The sequence below is a fragment of the Nonlabens dokdonensis genome (assembly GCF_002162835.1).
Classification (GTDB): domain Bacteria; phylum Bacteroidota; class Bacteroidia; order Flavobacteriales; family Flavobacteriaceae; genus Nonlabens; species Nonlabens dokdonensis_B.
This window is the reverse complement of the sequence record NZ_MAAX01000035.1, coordinates 1-17232: the sequence shown is the minus strand read 5'-3', so window position 1 is coordinate 17232 and position 17232 is coordinate 1. Positions and strand designations below refer to the sequence as shown.

Here is a 17232-nt window from a genome sequence, read left to right as displayed (position 1 = left end):
AGCAGTTCCACCTTCATTGTGAGCTGCTGCTTCTATAGCTTTTGCAGTTTTAAATCGAGTCAATTTATCAAGATCAATTTTATCCAGACGACTGTATTCAAAAATCTCTTTCTTGAGTTCTTCTGGCATAGAAACGTTCTCGATATAGAATTTTTCTAATGAGATTCCGACGCTAGAAAATTCTGGCTTCATTACTTCTTGACAAGTCTCAGAAAGCTCCGAAGTGTTTGCTGCGTACAGTTCAATAGGAAGGTTTGCTTCTCCTACGGTATCCGTAAAGCGTGTTGCGATTAAACTCTTGAGATGCTCATTGATCTCAAAGTTGGTAAAATTATTATCAGTTCCTACAATGTCTATAATGAACTTTCCTGCATCTTCAATTTTAAAAGCATAGGTACCAAAGGCGCGTATTTCCACTAGTCCAAAACGGTCATCACTTAACGTAATAGGATTTTTGGTTCCCCATTTCTCATCTGTGAATAAAGTTGTGTTTACAAAATAAACCTCTGCCTTAAAAGGCGAGTTAAAACCATATTTCCATCCTTTTAAGGTAGAAAGAATGGGTAAATTTTGAGTGGTTAGGTCGTAGGTTCCTGGTTTAAAAACATCTGCCAACTGGCCTTCATTGATAAAAACCGCCATTTGACCTTCTCTAACGATAAGTTTAGCACCATTTTTTATCTCGTTTTGATAGCGCTCAAATCTATGTGCAATCGTATCGTCTGTGTAGTCTAGCCATTCAACTATGTCAATAAATTCGTGACTTAGTTTTTCTTTAATTTTATCAAATATGCTCATGGTTGTTGTTTTATAATTAAGTTTCTAAGATAATAATTTTGTGAAAGTTATGATTTTCAAATAAATGGGTAAATCAAATTGATACTCTAGCTTATCAAACCTCTGTCTATACGTCTCATCAAGGTTTAAATTGTTACATTTAATTTCTACCATTCTCACTTGGATAAAAAGTATGAACAGGATCACTTTGCCAGATTTCTTTAGTTTCTACACACATAGCAGTTAATGGTCCTTTATAGGCTGCTGCTGTGTCCATATTCCATACATTGGCAGCATTTATAGGCTCATAATGACCTAATCTTGATGTAGGTGTATGACCTATAAAAATTTCTTTATACAACTTTAATCTATTAGGATACCGATCGTTATCTTTAGGTAAATTAGGATCTATGGATAGTGCCATTTCCCATAAGGTACGATCCCAATATGTAATATTATCGTAATATTCAAAATGTGGACCTTTTAAATTATGAAAGCCTGCATGAAAAAAACCGCATCCTTCATGTTCATAAAAATTGTGCAACTCATAATTTAAAAAATCAAAATGCTCCTGTATTTCTGCATCAGTTCGATATTTATAGCTTTCTAAAGTACTTTCTCCACCATGTTTCAACCACATGGGATGTGGAGATTGAGCAAGTAAATTTATTACTACTAACTCGTCATGATTACCTCTTAAATAAATAGGTTGGGTTTGTTTGTTTTGTTTCCGCTTTCGCGAAAGCGAGATCAAAAAATCAATTACCTCATAGCTTTGTGACCAGCCGTCTACATAATCTCCTAAAAAGATAAGTAAGTCGTCATCTTTAAGTTCTATTTTTTCTATAAGCTGGACCAGCGCTCTATAACCGCCGTGTATATCTCCTATGGTGATGGTTCTCATTATTACGAATTGTATTTAACCTTACGCAATATGCGCAAGGCTTCTTTATATGATTTATAAATATCAGGAAAAGACTTTAAAACTATTTTATATGATTTCATTTTCTCAATAGGCTCACCTACATTGTTAAACTGGCAAATAAGCATGGTTTCAGGGAGCTGTTGTAGATCTATAAATTCTTGATCACTTAAATCGATACCGATCGTTATCTTACTTAATAGAGATAAATTTGAATTATAAATATGGTGCAATACTTTACGATCGTAATATGGAGGATTGAACAAGATTTTATTTTCCAATTTATAAGTGCCATTAGGATAAAATCTCAATGTCTGACGCTCTAATGGGTAGTATTTTTTTTGTGCCCCTATTCCTAATTCAATATATTCTAGAATACTGAAGCTATCATCATCAAAATATATTTGAACCTCATCGAGAGTGCTATAAAAAAGTCGCACCTGCTCGTTAATCATTTCAATGTCTACTCTATAATAATATTTATCCTTATTCTTAAACCTGACTTTACCAGACCAGCATATTACAAATTGCTCTTTAAAAACTTTATAATTACTTTCTAAACCTTCATTTGTACGGCCTAAAAATTCAATCACACTATTTAATGTATGTTCTATATTATTGCTTGATTGACGTTCAATTTTAGTCACTAAAAGAGAATTAACGTCTTTAATTTCTATATCAAAAGCTTTGGGCATAGAAATACTGCCGTCTCTAAAAAAGACAGTACCTCCATAATATTTCCAGATATTCTTGCGCAGTGCGGTAAGTCCATGTTGCGCTCTAATAGTTATTAAACCTACTACTTTTCCATCTGGTAAATGTGGAAATGAGATGTTTTCATATTGAATGATGGGCGCATTTGTGAGGTATGCGTTGACTAGGTTTTGTAATTTTGAATCATCAAAAAAATCTACTCCTATAATTTGGTTTGTTTTATCATCAATGCCGATGACCACGAAGCTATTATTTTTAGGATTTGAATTAGAAAGTGCACAAATGTGCTTTAGAAACTTGGCCTTTCCTTCCTTATTACTAAGTTCTATTTTTAATTTTTTATCATAAAAACTGTTCTCATCATTATGGGCTAACAAATTTTTGATGAGAAGACGTTTATTAATCATGAGGTGTAAGATAAAAGAAAACTTAAATTTAAGTCTAAACTTAAGTTTAAGTTTAAGTTTAAATATAATCCTGACTCTGAACTCTGAACTCTGAACTCTGAACTAAAAGTTTCTACTATCTTTGCCGCTATGCAAATTCCCGAAGGAAAGAAAATATATTTCTCAAGCGACAATCATTTAGGTGCGCCTACTCAAGAATTGAGCAAGCCTCGGGAAAAGAAATTTTTAAACTGGCTGGATCTAGTTAAGGAGGATGCAGCAGCCATATTTCTATTAGGTGATCTTTTTGACTTCTGGTTTGAGTATAAAACCGTAGTTCCTAAACATCAAGTTCGTGTTCTAGGTAAACTTGCAGAAATTACTGATAGTGGCATTCCTATTTATTTTTTTGTTGGAAATCACGATTTATGGATGTTCGGTTATTTTGAAGAAGAGTTAGGAATCCCTGTATTTCACAAACCGCAAAGCTTTGAATTTAACAACAAGAAGTTTTTTATAGGTCATGGAGATGGTCTTGGCCCTGGTGATAAGGGCTATAAAAGAATGAAAAAGATCTTTACAAATCCCTTTTTTCAGTGGTGTTTTAAATGGCTACATCCAGATATAGGAATAGGCATTGCGAGATATTTATCTGTGAAGAATAAATTGATTTCTGGAGAAGAGGACGCTAAATTCCTCGGAGAAGAAAATGAATGGCTTGCTCAATATGCAAAGCGCAAGCTACAAATGGAGCACTTTGATTATTTTATTTTCGGACACAGGCATTTACCTATGGAAATACAAATTGCAGAGAATTCTAAGTATATTAACTTAGGTGACTGGATCACACAATACCGTTATGGCGTTTTTGACGGTGAAGAATTTAAATTATTAAATTTTTGAAATTACTTCATTTGAGTTCTGTTCAACTTATTTCTATTCTCTTAGACAATTTGTTGACTATTAATAATCAGTATATTACAAATTCCACCTATTTATCTGTTTAAAAATGTCGTTCGTAGAATATTTTAAATAATCTACTTCAATTAATGTTAGTTTAATCTTTTTTAGAGTTTTAAAGACTATCTTAATGGTTCATTAGCCCATCCCTCAATTTTTTAGTTGATGTTTTCATTGTTTTAAAAAAGAATTGTTATGGTTAGTAATTTTTCAAGGCTCATTTCAGATCAAATAAAAGTGATCTCACAAACACCTATCGCAATTGCTTTTTTAGATAAAAACTTAAGATATGTTAGTCATACTGCAAAATGGATATCAAAGTTTAAACTACCTTATAATGACGTTAGAGGATTATATCATTATGACCTATTCCCTAAACTTCCAGATGAATGGAAAGCTGCTCATAAAAATGCACTCAACGGCTTAAACGTTACACTAGAAAATGAATTTTTCCCTCTTAAAAATGGCTCTACTAGATGGTTAAAGTGGAATATTAAAGCATGGACTGATTACGATGATAATATAGCAGGTATCTTAATAGCTGTAGAGGATTTAACTTCAAGAGTGTATTTACAAAATAGATTTTCTACTATACAGCGATTATTATTTGAAGCCTCAGTTAACAAAAGTATAGGAACCTGGCATTATGATTTATTAGAAAACAAGTTAATATGGTCTGACCAGACTAAAATTATTCACGAAGTAGAGCAAATCTATGATCCTAAAGCAGATCTAGCCATCAACTTCTACAAAGAAGGAGAATCTCGTAGAAAAATAACAGAAGCTTTTTTAAATGGTTTTACTAAAGGGATTCCCTATGACTTAAAATTACAGCTTATAACCGCCCAAGGAAATGAGATCACAGTAAGATCTGCAGGAATTAGTGAAGTAGAAAATGGTGTTTGTACGTGTCAATACGGTATCATACAACAAATTTCCTGAGGTATTAGGATGTAATGTCTCTCAGTCTTAACTGTAAAGAAGTTGTTCCTTGCCATTCATTCTCGTCAACGGAGTACGCAATATGAAACCTTTTACTATCATTAATCAAATTAGATTTACTACCTAGATTAAAACCTATTGCATTAAAACTTAACTTACTATTTTTACTACCAGCAACTTTAATCTTGAGGTGATCTTCATTTTTACCTACGCATTTACCAAATCCTGTATCAACAACATTTTCTGTCATGAATAGAGGAGTCATATTTCCCGGACCGAATGGTGCCATTTGTTGTATGATCCTATAAAACTTAGGCGTTATGCTTTCTAACGGTAATTGACAATCAATATGTATTTCAGGTGTTAAATGTTTATTTTCTATCGTTGCACAAACTACTTCTTCAAATCTAGCTTTGAATTTTTCATAGTTTTCAGGAAGTAAAGTGAGCCCTGCAGCATACTTATGACCACCAAATTGCTCTATAAAATCAGTACATTGTTCTAAGGCATTGTAAACATCAAAGCCTTTTACACTTCTGGCACTGGCGGCAAGTTTATCTCCTGATTTACAAAACACCAGCGTAGGTCTATAATACGACTCTGTAAGTCTGGAGGCTACAATTCCTATCACTCCTTTATGCCAGCCAGCATCATACACAACACTAGTAAAATTATCTTGCTCCTTTTTACTTATAATTTGTTGCAAAGCTTCTTCGGTAATAGACCGATCCAGCTCTCTCCTATCTGAATTATAATTTTCTATTCCTGCGGCAAACTCCTTTGCTTTTTCTAGATCTGTTTCTTTTAATAATTCTACGGCATGTAAGCCATGCTTCATTCTTCCTGCTGCATTAATGCGCGGCGCAATGATAAAAACCACGTCAGTTATGGTGAGCTTGCTTTTGTTCAAGTTAGCAATAATCGCTTCAAAACCAGCTCGCGGGCTCATATTAATTATATTAAGACCGTGATAAGCGAGAATTCTATTCTCACCTATAATCGGGACAATATCAGCACCTATAGCAGTAGCGACAAGATCTAGATATGGAATCAATATGTCAAAATCCCATTCATTTGCTTCTGTAATTGCTTGACACAGTTTAAAACCGACTCCGCAACCACATAGTTCGTCAAATGGGTAAGAACAATCTGCTCTTTTAGGGTCGAGAACTGCAACTGCATCTGGTAATACTTTTCCTGGTCTGTGGTGATCACAAATGATAAAATCAATTCCTTTTTCTTTGGCATAAGCAACTTTATCAACTGCTTTCACACCACAGTCCAGTGCAATGATTAAAGAGAAATCATTGTCTGCAGCAAAATCAATTCCTTTATAACTCACACCATATCCTTCATCATAACGATCTGGAATGTAGGTAGTCACACGGTCATAAAAGCTTTCTAAAAAAGAAGACATCAAGGCTACACTAGTCGTTCCATCTACGTCATAATCGCCGTAAACAAGAATGTTTTCATTGTTTCCTATTGCTTTTTGAACTCTTTTCACGGCTAGATCCATATCTTTCATTAAATATGGATCGTGCAGTTCTTCTAGGTTGGGTCTAAAAAAGGATCTCGCTTTCGCGAAAGCGTCCACACCTCGTTGCACTAAAAGACCTGCAAGAAATGGGTCTATACCTAGCTCTTGAGCAAGTTGTGCCTGTTTTTGTGAATCTGGTGGTGGTTTAAGAGTCCAGCGCATGGTGTAAAGATACTATCATTTATGGGTTGTTATAAATCTGTTATCTTTAATAATTAAATTACCATAAAATATAATTCTCTATGCCATTAGTTACACCGTTAGACGCGAGTCACGATCCAGAAACTGCACAACTTGCCGCTTTTTTCAATGAGACATTAGGCTTTTGCCCTAATTCTGTACTAACCATGCAACGCAGACCGGCCATTTCTAAAGCCTTTATAAATCTTAATAAAGCAGTCATGGCAAACGAAGGTCGTGTAACTAGTGCTTTAAAAAGAATGATAGCTTGGGTTTCTAGCAATGCAACCGGTTGCCGTTATTGTCAAGCGCATGCTATAAGAGCTGCCGAGCGTTATGGAGCAGAACAAGAACAACTAGAAAACATTTGGGAATACCGCACACATCCAGCATTTAATGAAGCAGAACGCGCAGCACTTGATTTTTCACTAGCTGCCAGTCAAGTGCCTAATGCTGTAAATCAAGAAATCCAAGATCGATTACACAAGCATTGGAATGATGGTGAGATTGTAGAAATGCTAGGTGTGATTTCGCTTTTCGGTTACCTTAATAGATGGAATGATTCTATGGGAACTACCTTAGAAGGAGATGCCATTGAAAGCGGTAATCAGTATTTAGGAAAACACGGTTTTGAAGTAGGTAAGCATGTTTGATTTTTCTACTACATAAATTACAGCTGTGGACTTCAGGCCGTAATTGTAAATGAATTTAAAGATCTTTACTGCCTTACAAGTTTTAAAGTCTTATCTATTCCATTACTAGTATATTCAATAAAAAAGGCTTCTTTAGTCTCATACGCGATACCAGTAAACTCATCAGTTACTGCAAGAAAACAGCCTCCTTTACTTTCCTTAAGGTATCCTACTTCAATAAGATTTTTGTAAATATAAAATTTAGATTGTCTAAGAGCTATAAAATAACTACTGCTTTTATCGCTATAAATCACGTCATCAATCAGTTGTATAAACTCAGGTTCTGGAGGTAATGGCACATCATTATCGCTCTTATCTGTTTTAGCTGGCTTAGTATCGTTAACCTTTTTATCAAACTTAGGGAGTTCTTGAGGTTTTATTTCTTCGGCTTTTTCACCTGGTCGTCCGGTTTGAGTAAGTACACTGTCTATTTCCATTGCTCTTCCTTCAGAGTTTTGTAGTGTCTTTGTATACTCAGGTCTTTCATACTTATAGTTAACCTCGTCAAATGAAGTCATAGCGTCTCTTAATGCTTCAAAATAGGCCGCTTTATTTGACTTTGTCGTACCTATTCCTTCTTTAGTTGTGAAAATTACATTTCCTTGACAGTCCTCAAGTTCTAATATCATTTTTACACGTAAAGTTCCTGTTTTATTAATTTTAAGTCGTAGAGAATTACACGCGCCTATATTTAAGTCGGCTGGTAGTACTTGAGAATTTCTATAAGCTTGAAAATTACGTTTCTCAAGTTCAAAAACAATTAATTCATTAAAACGGTATTCGTTGGCTTCACCTTGAAATTCATATTGATTATCAACGATAATGTATTTATACTGGTTCAGCACATCATTTTGAGCTTCAACATAAAAAGAACTTACTATTATTAAACAGGTAATTAGATATTTCATAAGACAGCTTTAAATTATAGTTCTATTTGAGATACTAGATGAATGATAGTGCTTGTTGTTGATCTCGCTTTCGCGAAAGCGGAAAAATACAAATTACCTATGTAAAATAGCTTCCTATACTCAGGAATAACTCTTAATAGATACGTATTCAAGTTATAAACAAAGCTTCCAGAAAAGATGGGCAAATACTATCTTTGAATCTTACACGCCATACAAATTAATTAGAATGAAAAAATTAGAACTGCTTAAGAAATACTTTGGTTACGATAGTTTCCGTCCACTACAAGAACAAGTAATAGACGATGTTATCGCTGGTAAAGACCTAATGGTGGTCATGCCTACAGGTGGAGGAAAGTCTATGTGTTTTCAACTGCCGTCATTGCTTCTAGACGGCATTACTTTAGTAGTTTCTCCGCTGATTGCCTTGATGAAAGATCAAGTGGATGCGTTGCGAGCAAATGGTATTCCTGCTTCTTACTTCAACAGCTCACAGGACGCACCACAACAAGCAGAAATGCTTAAAGAATTGCAGTCAGGAGATCTTAAATTAATTTATGTAGCTCCAGAAAGTATAGGGTTATTAAATAATTACCTTCAAGAAATACCGGTTTCATTAATTGCTGTAGACGAGGCACATTGTATCTCTACATGGGGCCATGATTTTAGACCGGCTTACACGCAACTTTCTTATTTTAAAACGAGTTTTCCAGAGGCTAATCTTATAGCACTAACAGCTACTGCAGATCGTGCGACTCGTGCTGATATTAAAAAACAATTAGGTATTCAAAATGCTCAAGAATACGTTGCTTCTTTTGACCGTCCTAACCTAACGCTGGAAGTACGGCCAGGAAATAACCGCTTACAGCAAATGCGTCGCTTTTTAAAAAAGAACAAAGATGAGTCTGGGATCATTTATTGTTTAAGCCGTAAAACTTGTGAATCGCTTGCCAGTAAATTAACCGCTTATGGTTTTGATGCAGCAGCTTATCATGCTGGACTAAGTCATGAAGAAAGAGAAAACGTTCAAGAAATCTTTATAAAAGATGATCTTAAAATAGTCTGTGCGACCATCGCTTTTGGGATGGGAATCGATAAATCTAATGTGCGATTTGTAATTCATTACAACATGCCTAAAAACATTGAAGGATATTATCAAGAAATAGGTCGTGCAGGTCGCGATGGTTTAAATTCTCATACTTTATTATTTCACAGCTATGCAGATGTGATCCAACTGCGCAAATTTGCTGATGGAAGCGGTAATGCCGAAGTTCAAATAGCAAAGCTAGAACGCATGAAGCAATTTGCTGAAGCGCTTACTTGCAGGAGAAAGATGCTGCTTTCTTATTTTAATGAATATCTAGATGAAGATTGCGGCAACTGCGATGTTTGCTTGAACAAGCCAGACTTTTTTGATGCAACCTTACAAGCTCAAAAAGCACTAAGTGCCATCGTTAGAACAGGAGAAAGAGCTTCTCTTAATTTATTGATCGATGTATTGCGTGGTGCTCAAAATGCAGCGGTAATGGAAAGCGGTTTTCAAGCTATTAAAACCTATGGCGCAGGTAAAGAAACCTCATGGAACGACTGGCAACAATACATTGTTCAAATGATCAATCAAGGCTTGATAGAGATTGCTTTCCATGAACAAAATCACTTAAAAATAACGCCTCAAGGAAAAGAAGTTTTATTTGACGGTCGTAAAGTCTCTCTAGCCGTCATTCCTAAACCAGAAGAACTGGCTGCCAAAAGAGCTCAACAAACCCAAGAAGCTTTACCTACCGATGTGAATCGAGATCTTTATGAGGCATTGCGTAAAACTAGACTGCAACTAGCTAATGCTGAAAATCTTGCACCGTATATGATTTTCAGTGACGCTACATTAAAAGATATGGCGGCAAGAATACCTCTAGACGATAATGAATTTGCAGATATCGTAGGAGTAGGAACACATAAACACGACACGTATGGTGTTCCTTTTTTAAGAATGCTCAAAGAATGGAAAGATTCTCGTAAAGAAGATTTTATTTACCGAGAAGAAGTAGCAAAACCTAAACGTAAAAAGAAAAAAGCTTCAGGCCCTAAAAAAGATACCGTAATGGAAAGTGTTAAGCTTTTCTGGGATGGCAAAACGGTGGAAGAAGTAGCAGAAATAAGAGGCTTCCAGCCATCTACAATACTAGCGCATCTCACAAAAAGGTATGAGTCTCATAACGATATTGATCTAGAAAAATTGATTGATGGAAAAGACTACGATCTTATCGCTGAAGATTTTGACAAAGTAAAAGATTACGACAGTCTCAAACCAGTTTACGAGCATTTTGATGGACAGATCGATTATGGCTCACTACGAGTTGGTCTTACTTTGTTAAAAGAGAAAATGGCTGTCTGAATAAAAGTTTATTCCTTTAAGAATGCTTTATAAAAAAACATTGAAAATGGTTCAAGTTGAAGAGATAATTACTGAATTAGATTCCTTCCATTACAATGATGGTGACTGGTTACCTTTAGACAGGCTTATTATCAAATTATGGAATACTGGAAAGCCTGAAGTTGCAATACAATCCCTGTTCAAAATTTTTGAAAAATATCCGACCGAGGATGGTGCTGGTGTATTTTGGACAATTTTACACGGTATTGAATCTTTGAATTATGAAAAAGAATTATATGATTCTCTAATTAGAAAGCCTTCTTACATGGTAGTCATAATGCTTAATAGAATAGAAAATTCAAACTCTAAAACTATCGCCGGGAAATCAATAGCTAAATTCAAAGAACTCCTAAGAAATCATTCGAAAATTAATTCAGAATTACTAGATTATCTAAATTAAATAACCATTAGTGTAATTTCCATTCCTTAAATCCAAATAAACTTTATACCTCAAACAAAAAATCACAAAAACCAAAATACTTTTGGCCTTTGTGATTGATGTATTATTATTTGTTGAAGGACCTATCCTCCTACTAGAGCTGGATTTACCCAACTAAATTTTGCAGCCTCTTCTGGTATTTTAATACGTTGAGAAACGCGTTCCATACGTGCAGGAAGTTTCATCAAGTAATCTCTTGCTTTCTCTGCCTCTTCTGTGAGATGCGTCATGTTAGCGATATCCCATTGATCAATCAGCTTTTGCATGATATCTATATAATCTTGAGCTGTATATACTCCTATACGTTGCGCACTGTTTGAAAAATCTTCAAAAGCTGCTCCTATAGATTGTCCAGATTCTCTTAAAAACATGGCTGGCATCACGATTTTATGTACCATCATTTCTTTAAAGGCAATCATCATGTTGCTAGCATCTACTTTAAATATCTCTGTGACAAACGTACTGTATGCTTTATGGTGACGCATCTCATCTCCTGAAATGATGCGACACATTTTAGAAAGCGCAATATTACCGTATCCACGAGCTAGCTTTGCTACTCGATTGTGAGATATATAAGTTGCCAATTCTTGAAAACTAGTGTAGATAAAGTTTTTATAAGGATCTCTATCTGTACCGATGTCAAATCCATCAGTAAGTAAATGATGCGTGGTTATTTCTACCTCGCGCATATTTACACGACCAGAAAGGTATAAGTATTTATTCAGCACATCACCATGCCTGTTCTCTTCTCCAGTCCACTGGCGCACCCATTTAGACCAGATATTTCCCTTTCCTTCTACTTGATTAATTCCTTCTACATCCATTAACCATGCTTCATAAGTAGGCAATGCTTCTTCTGTAATGGTATCACCTACTAGGGCTACCCAAAAATCATAAGGCAATTCTTTAGCTAGTTCACGCAACTCCTTTACTTCTTCAAAGAAGGTGTCTTCTTGTGAATTTGGTAAAAAATCTGTTGGCTGCCAGATCTTATCTACAGGAATCAAGTATTGATCCATAAAGGATGCTACTTTACTCTCTAGTGACTGCATCACCTCGATGCGCTTATTTTTAAGGGGTAAATTCATTATTTCAATGTTGTGTTGTAAAGATAGTCGTTTAGAACTAGTATCGCTTTCGCGAAAGCGGAATTAACACAAACCCTACACCGCAGTAGAAGTTATACTGTTGTGAACGATTTCTTGAGTTTGCTGTATCAATTCATCATGATCTCTTCCTTCTATAGGAATAGGTCCATGAATCGTGAGTGAGATTTTATTACCTAAGCCGTAAGGGAATTTCCCATAACGATCTACTTTCCAGCTGTTATTTATAGTCACAGGTACGACTACCGCATCTGGAACATATTTAAAAATTGTTTTTAAACCATTTGTCTGAAAAGGTTTAGGAACACCAGTGCGACTGCGTGTACCTTCTGCAAAAATCACGACGCTGTGCTTTTTCTTATGAACGTTTTTTGCAAACTTAACTAGAGCCATAATCGCTTGTTTACGATCCTTACGATCGATCGCGCAATTCTCCCCTATTCTAAGATTGAGAGATATGCTTGGGATTCCTTTTGAAAGTTCTTTTTTTGCTATAAACTTTGCGTGATAATCTCTCAAATAATAAATAAGCGGCGGGATATCAAACATACTTTGATGATTACAAACAAAAACGTAAGATGGCCCTACTGGCAAATCGGTTTTAAAGTTTACCTCAAATGTGTTGAAAAGCGGTAATTGTGACTGCATTAAAAACCAATTAAGTATATAAACACTCTTACGATGCGGATTATAACCTCCTAATTTATAACAGATAAGTTGAATAGGGTGAAATATAACCAATATCAAGAAAAACACTAGAAAGTGAATAACGGTTAAAGGGTATGAAATGATTTTTTGCATCTGGCAAAGGTAATTTGTATCTACAAATGAACGATCGAGATGCGATTAAATCGATATGCGTGCATAGTAAATGTGGTATTGTGGATTTGGGTGTTAGGTGTTAGGTGTTAGGTGTTAGGTGTTAGGTTAATTAAAAAACTGATTGAAAAGAGAGCTATGAGAAGAACTAAATAAAAAAAAGCGCTTCTGTTTTCACAAAAGCACTTTTAAATTTTTAAACGGTTACCGCTTAACAGTTTTCGTTATAAGCTTCTTTAAGGTTCTCAGCAATCATTTCTGCTGGTCTTCCTTCTATGTGATGGCGTTCTAACATGTGGACTAATTCACCATTCTTAAATAAAGCCATAGATGGAGAACTAGGTGGAAAAGGTATCATTGCAGCTCTAGCTACATCTACCGCTTCACGATCAACACCTGCAAAAACCGTTACTGTATGATCTGGTTTTTTTGCGTTATCAAGAGACATTTTTGCTCCTGGACGTGCATTTGCAGCGGCACAACCGCAAACTGAATTTACCACTACTAGAGTAGTTCCTTCTTTGCTTAGTGCTTCTGTTACTTCTTTTCCTGTATATAAGTGCTCAAATCCTGCGTTACCTAAATCATCACGCATAGGTTGAACTAATTCTGCTGGGTACATAATATTAATTTTTTACAAAGGTAAAGACTTATACTACTATATAAAATAAATCCATGATCATTTAAGTTTATTATAGGAATGAATTTCTAAATTGTGAGTTGGTGAGTTGGTGAGTTGGTGAGTTGGTGAGTTGGTGAGTTAAGTTTTGATAACAGTGGAGAACTCAAAATAAAGTGATTGAAATTTTTACACAATAGTTTAACGATTATGAACAAAGAATTTCATTTCTGTTTTGGATTTCAACTTCAGATTCAGATTCAGGTTCGAGTTCAGATTCACGTTCCTTTTATCCATTTGTAAATGTTTAGTACCTTTAGAAGATAGTATTTCAAATATGTCTAAGAGAAAATGTCCTGAATGCCAAGAAGAAGTGCGCGGTAGGGCAGATAAAATATACTGTAGCGATTATTGTCGAAATGTAGCGCACAATAAATTAAATCGCGACAGCACAGCACTCATGCGTAATATCAATAACAGGTTACGTAAAAACTACCGAGTGCTACAAGAGTTAAACCCTAAGGACAAGATTAAAGTAAGCCGAAATAAATTACTAGCAGCTGGTTTTGACTTCACATTTTTCACTAGTATTTATACTACTAAAAAAGGAACGGTCTATTATTTTATCTATGATCAAGGTTACCTACCTATGGACGATGATTATTATCTAATTGTAAAAAGGGATTAATCAATAATTTACTATTTCAAACGTTTAAAATACATTCTTAACACAACCCATAAATGAATTTCACCTCTAATAAAAATTTTTTTAGATGGATCATGATAGTCGCTGCTGTTCTCATCACTTCATTAATTTTATGGAACACATACGACTTCTTCCAGCAATTAAAAGAAAATGAACGAAAGAACATAAGAGAATTTGCAATAGCTCAAAAAGATTTAGATAATCAAAATCTTAATGCCGAATTAGGTGAATTGGGTCTTACGGTAATTACCAATACCAGTACGGTTCCCATGATTGTGGTAAATAATAAAGGGCAAATCACCTCAAATAATTTACCTGAACATATACAGCAAGATAGCTTAAAATTATTAGAACTAATAGAAATTTACAAGCGTGAAAATCAGCCTATAGTTACTTATTTTGAAGACCAACCTTTCACCACAATTTATTATGGAAATAGTGATATCATAACTAAAACTAAGTACTATCCTATGGCGTTAGTAGTTATAATGCTGTTATTTTTCTCTGTGATATGGTTTTTCTATCGCTCTAATAAAGCCAGTGAACAAAATAAACTCTGGGCCGGAATGGCAAAAGAAAGTGCGCATCAAATAGGAACGCCGCTATCTTCATTAGTAGGCTGGACTACCATTCTTAGAGATACTGATGTAGACCCAACGTACATTGACGAAATGGAAAAAGATATCAATAGACTTAAAATGATAACTGATCGTTTCTCAAAAATAGGCTCCATACCTAAACTTGTTGAAGTAGATATTGTAGAACAAACTCAAAAAGCAACTGACTACATCGCAAATAGAACTTCCAAACTAGTGAAGTTTGATGTGGACTTACCAGATCAACCTATAGCCGTTAAATTAAATGAACCCTTGTTTGAATGGGTGATTGAAAACCTCATCAAAAACGGTATAGACGCTATGAAAGGTAAAGGCCATATCTCAGTTTACCTTAGAGCTGATGTCTATAATATTTTTATAAAAATCAAAGACAGTGGTAAAGGAATACCTAAAAGCGAATGGAATCAAATTTTTAAACCTGGATTTACAACAAAAAAACGAGGTTGGGGCTTAGGATTGTCATTAGCTCAACGCATCATAAAGGACTATCACAATGGTAAAATACGTGTTTTAGACAGTAAAAAGGATCAAGGAACTACTTTTGAAATTACTTTAAATCGAGTATAATTTGCATTGTTTAAAACATGCCTTATGTTTTTAAAATGCACAAATTAAATATTGAATTCATTAAAGCTTAGTGGTTTTAAAGACTTAGTAATTTTAGAAAATTATGAACTCTTTGGTAAAGTTACCGTAAAAGAAGTTCCTTCACCATAAGTTGTGGTCATAGTTATAGTACCTTCAAAATTCTCTACAATTTGCTTTACCATAGCCAGACCTAGTCCCATACCACTGTTTTTAGTAGTGAATTTGGGCTCAAATATCTTATCTTCAAAGTCAGGATGCACTCCTGTACCAGTGTCTGCTACAGTAATGTAAATTTTTAAATCATCGCTTTTTACAGAAACTTCTATATTATTTTCATGATTGATATCTGTAGCTTGTATGGCATTTTTAACCAGATTTGTTACCACTCTTATCAACTGTGTTCTATCAAAAACAGCAGTGAGAGACTCGCAGTCTGAAGTATAACGGATATTAGACTCATTAAAAATGTCTAATGCTAGTTGTGTCACCATGCATACATCAGTCTCTTCATTCTTTTGAGCTGGCATAGCTGCATATGTAGAAAATGCGCTGGCAATATTACTCATCACATCTATCTGTTCAATTAATGAGTTAGAATATTCATTAAGCTTCTCTTTGTAATCAGGATCTGTAGGATCAAATCTTCTTTGAAAACTTTGAACCGTTAGTCGCATAGGCGTTAGCGGATTCTTAATCTCGTGAGCCACCTGCTTAGCCATTTCTCTCCAGGCTTGTTCTCTCTCACTTGTAGCAAGCTTTACAGCACTTTCTTCAAGCTCTTCTACCATTTTATTATAAGATTCTACGAGCGTGTTGATTTCTTCAGTTCCTTTATGGTCCACCTCTAGTTTTCTATTGCGCTTAGAGATATCCAGCTCTTTTAAATTATCAGATATACTGCGTATAGACCTAGTAATATATCGTGCTAAGAAATAAGCCAAGACTAGAGAGATTAAGAACATCAAAGTATATACAAGGCTTAATCGCTTCAAAAACTCTTCAAGCTCATAGCTCATGAAATCATCATTTTCTATATAGGGAAGGTTTAAAATCCCGATATTTTTAAATTTATTATCAGTGAGATAAGAATAACTCGATCTATAACTTTGTCCATCCAGCTCAAATCGCCTCACATAACGACCATCATCTGCATTACCGAGCTTCTCTAGAATGTCTTTAGATACTTGACTTCTTAGGCTGTCCGTTTTAAATTCAGTTCTAGAGCTTTTTCTTAATTTACCTTGTAAATCATAGATATTTACTTGCATTCCATGAACAGTACTTATTCCAGATATTCTATCTCTGAAGATCAAAGGAAGGTTCTCTGTAGAAATTTCGTAATCTGTTTCCCTCAATTCATTAGCGATATCTTTTTTAATCGCAATCTCTTTACGCGATAATCGCTTTTCATGATAATCTTTTGCCTGTTCCTTAAATTGATAAATAGACATTCCTGCTATAAGAACACTAGCTACGATGGTTAAAACAACCATGGAAAAGAAAATGCGATTTCTGAGACTATTCGTATACAATTTCATCAAAGTAAAAATAACAATAATTAAGCCAGTTACTATCGTGTTCTATACTTTATGATTTGCAAGCTGGTTAGATTCCGCTTTCGCGAAAGCGGAATGAATTTCAATTCCATAGAAATTTAAAGTCCATTGATAATTGAATAACTTTGCCCTATGAAAATTGACAACTTAGAGCAAGGATATTTTGGGATAGGAATAATGAATGGTAAAACACCAGAAAACCTAGGCGTGTTATGGCGTACTGCCCAAAATCTAGGAGCTAATTTTATATTTACCATAGGTAAGAGATATGCAAAACAGGCTTGCGACACGCATAATGCTGTAGGCGCCATACCTTATTTTCACTATAAAACC

At 34.9% G+C, this 17232-nt stretch carries 17 protein-coding genes and 1 pseudogene; 8 read left to right on the top strand and 10 right to left on the bottom strand.

The features are described 5' to 3' along the window. The 3 genes from A9Q93_RS02240 to A9Q93_RS02230 all read right to left on the bottom strand — a co-directional run. Positions 1 to 798, bottom strand: a 798-nt coding sequence (locus A9Q93_RS02240) for an SPFH domain-containing protein (RefSeq protein ID WP_303685756.1), incomplete at its 3' end; no start/stop codon positions are given. Between the two features lie 139 nt (positions 799 to 937). Beyond that, entirely contained in the window at positions 938 to 1681 is a 744-nt protein-coding gene (locus A9Q93_RS02235; RefSeq protein WP_303685755.1) for a metallophosphoesterase family protein, read from the bottom strand. Between the two features lie 2 nt (positions 1682 to 1683). After that, complete coding sequence (locus A9Q93_RS02230; RefSeq protein WP_303685754.1) at positions 1684 to 2820, bottom strand: ATP-binding protein; 1137 nt, start codon at positions 2818 to 2820, stop codon at positions 1684 to 1686. Between the two features lie 129 nt (positions 2821 to 2949). Between A9Q93_RS02230 and A9Q93_RS02225 the strand changes: the two genes are divergently transcribed. Continuing rightward, a complete protein-coding gene (locus A9Q93_RS02225) occupies positions 2950 to 3702 on the top strand; it encodes a UDP-2,3-diacylglucosamine diphosphatase (protein ID WP_303685753.1) in 753 nt (250 codons plus the stop codon). Between the two features lie 252 nt (positions 3703 to 3954). Then, entirely contained in the window at positions 3955 to 4701 is a 747-nt protein-coding gene (locus tag A9Q93_RS02220) for a PAS domain-containing protein (RefSeq protein ID WP_303685752.1), read from the top strand. Between the two features lie 4 nt (positions 4702 to 4705). Here the strand turns inward: A9Q93_RS02220 and recJ are convergent, their stop codons facing one another. After that, positions 4706 to 6403, bottom strand: coding sequence for a single-stranded-DNA-specific exonuclease RecJ (recJ, locus tag A9Q93_RS02215; protein WP_303685751.1), 1698 nt, complete (start codon positions 6401 to 6403; stop codon positions 4706 to 4708). 80 nt (positions 6404 to 6483) lie between these two features. Between recJ and A9Q93_RS02210 the strand changes: the two genes are divergently transcribed. Continuing rightward, positions 6484 to 7074, top strand: a complete 591-nt coding sequence (locus tag A9Q93_RS02210) for a carboxymuconolactone decarboxylase family protein (protein ID WP_303685750.1) — start codon at positions 6484 to 6486, stop codon at positions 7072 to 7074. A gap of 65 nt (positions 7075 to 7139) precedes the next feature. Here A9Q93_RS02210 and A9Q93_RS02205 read toward each other — a convergent pair whose 3' ends face one another. After that, positions 7140 to 8021 carry a hypothetical protein gene (locus A9Q93_RS02205; RefSeq protein WP_303685749.1) on the bottom strand — a complete coding sequence of 294 codons (882 nt, stop codon included), beginning with the start codon at positions 8019 to 8021 and terminating at the stop codon, positions 7140 to 7142. 14 nt (positions 8022 to 8035) lie between these two features. Next, on the bottom strand, positions 8036 to 8173 hold the full coding sequence (locus A9Q93_RS02200; RefSeq protein ID WP_303685748.1) for a hypothetical protein: 138 nt from the start codon (positions 8171 to 8173) through the stop codon (positions 8036 to 8038). A 74-nt stretch (positions 8174 to 8247) separates the two neighbouring features. On the opposite strand from A9Q93_RS02200, the gene recQ reads away from it, so the two are divergent. Continuing rightward, positions 8248 to 10410: a DNA helicase RecQ gene (gene recQ, locus A9Q93_RS02195; protein ID WP_303685747.1), complete on the top strand. Its 2163-nt coding sequence runs from the start codon at positions 8248 to 8250 to the stop codon at positions 10408 to 10410. Positions 10411 to 10456: 46 nt separating this feature from the next. Next, entirely contained in the window at positions 10457 to 10849 is a 393-nt protein-coding gene (locus A9Q93_RS02190; RefSeq protein ID WP_303685746.1) for a hypothetical protein, read from the top strand. A gap of 122 nt (positions 10850 to 10971) precedes the next feature. Here the strand turns inward: A9Q93_RS02190 and A9Q93_RS02185 are convergent, their stop codons facing one another. From A9Q93_RS02185 to A9Q93_RS02175, 3 genes are all read right to left on the bottom strand, one after another. Then, positions 10972 to 11976: an acyl-ACP desaturase gene (locus tag A9Q93_RS02185; protein WP_303685745.1), complete on the bottom strand. Its 1005-nt coding sequence runs from the start codon at positions 11974 to 11976 to the stop codon at positions 10972 to 10974. Between the two features lie 75 nt (positions 11977 to 12051). Continuing rightward, positions 12052 to 12642, bottom strand: coding sequence for a lysophospholipid acyltransferase family protein (locus A9Q93_RS02180; protein ID WP_369674683.1), 591 nt, complete (start codon positions 12640 to 12642; stop codon positions 12052 to 12054). 382 nt (positions 12643 to 13024) lie between these two features. Further along, entirely contained in the window at positions 13025 to 13435 is a 411-nt protein-coding gene (locus A9Q93_RS02175) for a BrxA/BrxB family bacilliredoxin (RefSeq protein ID WP_303685743.1), read from the bottom strand. A 334-nt stretch (positions 13436 to 13769) separates the two neighbouring features. Here A9Q93_RS02175 and A9Q93_RS02170 point away from each other — a divergent pair, with 334 nt between their 5' ends. Together A9Q93_RS02170 and A9Q93_RS02165 are read left to right on the top strand one after the other, a co-directional pair. Continuing rightward, positions 13770 to 14120, top strand: a complete 351-nt coding sequence (locus tag A9Q93_RS02170; RefSeq protein WP_303685742.1) for a hypothetical protein — start codon at positions 13770 to 13772, stop codon at positions 14118 to 14120. Between the two features lie 53 nt (positions 14121 to 14173). After that, positions 14174 to 15322 carry a PAS domain-containing sensor histidine kinase gene (locus A9Q93_RS02165; RefSeq protein WP_303685741.1) on the top strand — a complete coding sequence of 383 codons (1149 nt, stop codon included), beginning with the start codon at positions 14174 to 14176 and terminating at the stop codon, positions 15320 to 15322. A gap of 101 nt (positions 15323 to 15423) precedes the next feature. Here the strand turns inward: A9Q93_RS02165 and A9Q93_RS02160 are convergent, their stop codons facing one another. After that, positions 15424 to 16836: a HAMP domain-containing sensor histidine kinase gene (locus A9Q93_RS02160; protein WP_303685740.1), complete on the bottom strand. Its 1413-nt coding sequence runs from the start codon at positions 16834 to 16836 to the stop codon at positions 15424 to 15426. Positions 16837 to 17031: 195 nt separating this feature from the next. On the opposite strand from A9Q93_RS02160, the pseudogene A9Q93_RS02155 reads away from it, so the two are divergent. Then, positions 17032 to 17232 (top strand): annotated as a pseudogene (locus A9Q93_RS02155) (TrmH family RNA methyltransferase); the annotation flags it as partial.

Coding starts and splice junctions, on each gene's coding strand:
- A9Q93_RS02235 (WP_303685755.1), bottom strand. CDS start 1,681: ATGAGAACCATCACCATAGGAGATATACACGGCGGTTATAGAGCGCTG.
- A9Q93_RS02230 (WP_303685754.1), bottom strand. CDS start 2,820: ATGATTAATAAACGTCTTCTCATCAAAAATTTGTTAGCCCATAATGAT.
- A9Q93_RS02225 (WP_303685753.1), top strand. CDS start 2,950: ATGCAAATTCCCGAAGGAAAGAAAATATATTTCTCAAGCGACAATCAT.
- A9Q93_RS02220 (WP_303685752.1), top strand. CDS start 3,955: ATGGTTAGTAATTTTTCAAGGCTCATTTCAGATCAAATAAAAGTGATC.
- recJ (WP_303685751.1), bottom strand. CDS start 6,403: ATGCGCTGGACTCTTAAACCACCACCAGATTCACAAAAACAGGCACAA.
- A9Q93_RS02210 (WP_303685750.1), top strand. CDS start 6,484: ATGCCATTAGTTACACCGTTAGACGCGAGTCACGATCCAGAAACTGCA.
- A9Q93_RS02205 (WP_303685749.1), bottom strand. CDS start 8,021: ATGAAATATCTAATTACCTGTTTAATAATAGTAAGTTCTTTTTATGTT.
- recQ (WP_303685747.1), top strand. CDS start 8,248: ATGAAAAAATTAGAACTGCTTAAGAAATACTTTGGTTACGATAGTTTC.
- A9Q93_RS02190 (WP_303685746.1), top strand. CDS start 10,457: ATGGTTCAAGTTGAAGAGATAATTACTGAATTAGATTCCTTCCATTAC.
- A9Q93_RS02185 (WP_303685745.1), bottom strand. CDS start 11,976: ATGAATTTACCCCTTAAAAATAAGCGCATCGAGGTGATGCAGTCACTA.
- A9Q93_RS02180 (WP_369674683.1), bottom strand. CDS start 12,642: ATGCAGTCACAATTACCGCTTTTCAACACATTTGAGGTAAACTTTAAA.
- A9Q93_RS02175 (WP_303685743.1), bottom strand. CDS start 13,435: ATGTACCCAGCAGAATTAGTTCAACCTATGCGTGATGATTTAGGTAAC.
- A9Q93_RS02170 (WP_303685742.1), top strand. CDS start 13,770: ATGTCTAAGAGAAAATGTCCTGAATGCCAAGAAGAAGTGCGCGGTAGG.
- A9Q93_RS02165 (WP_303685741.1), top strand. CDS start 14,174: ATGAATTTCACCTCTAATAAAAATTTTTTTAGATGGATCATGATAGTC.
- A9Q93_RS02160 (WP_303685740.1), bottom strand. CDS start 16,836: ATGGTTGTTTTAACCATCGTAGCTAGTGTTCTTATAGCAGGAATGTCT.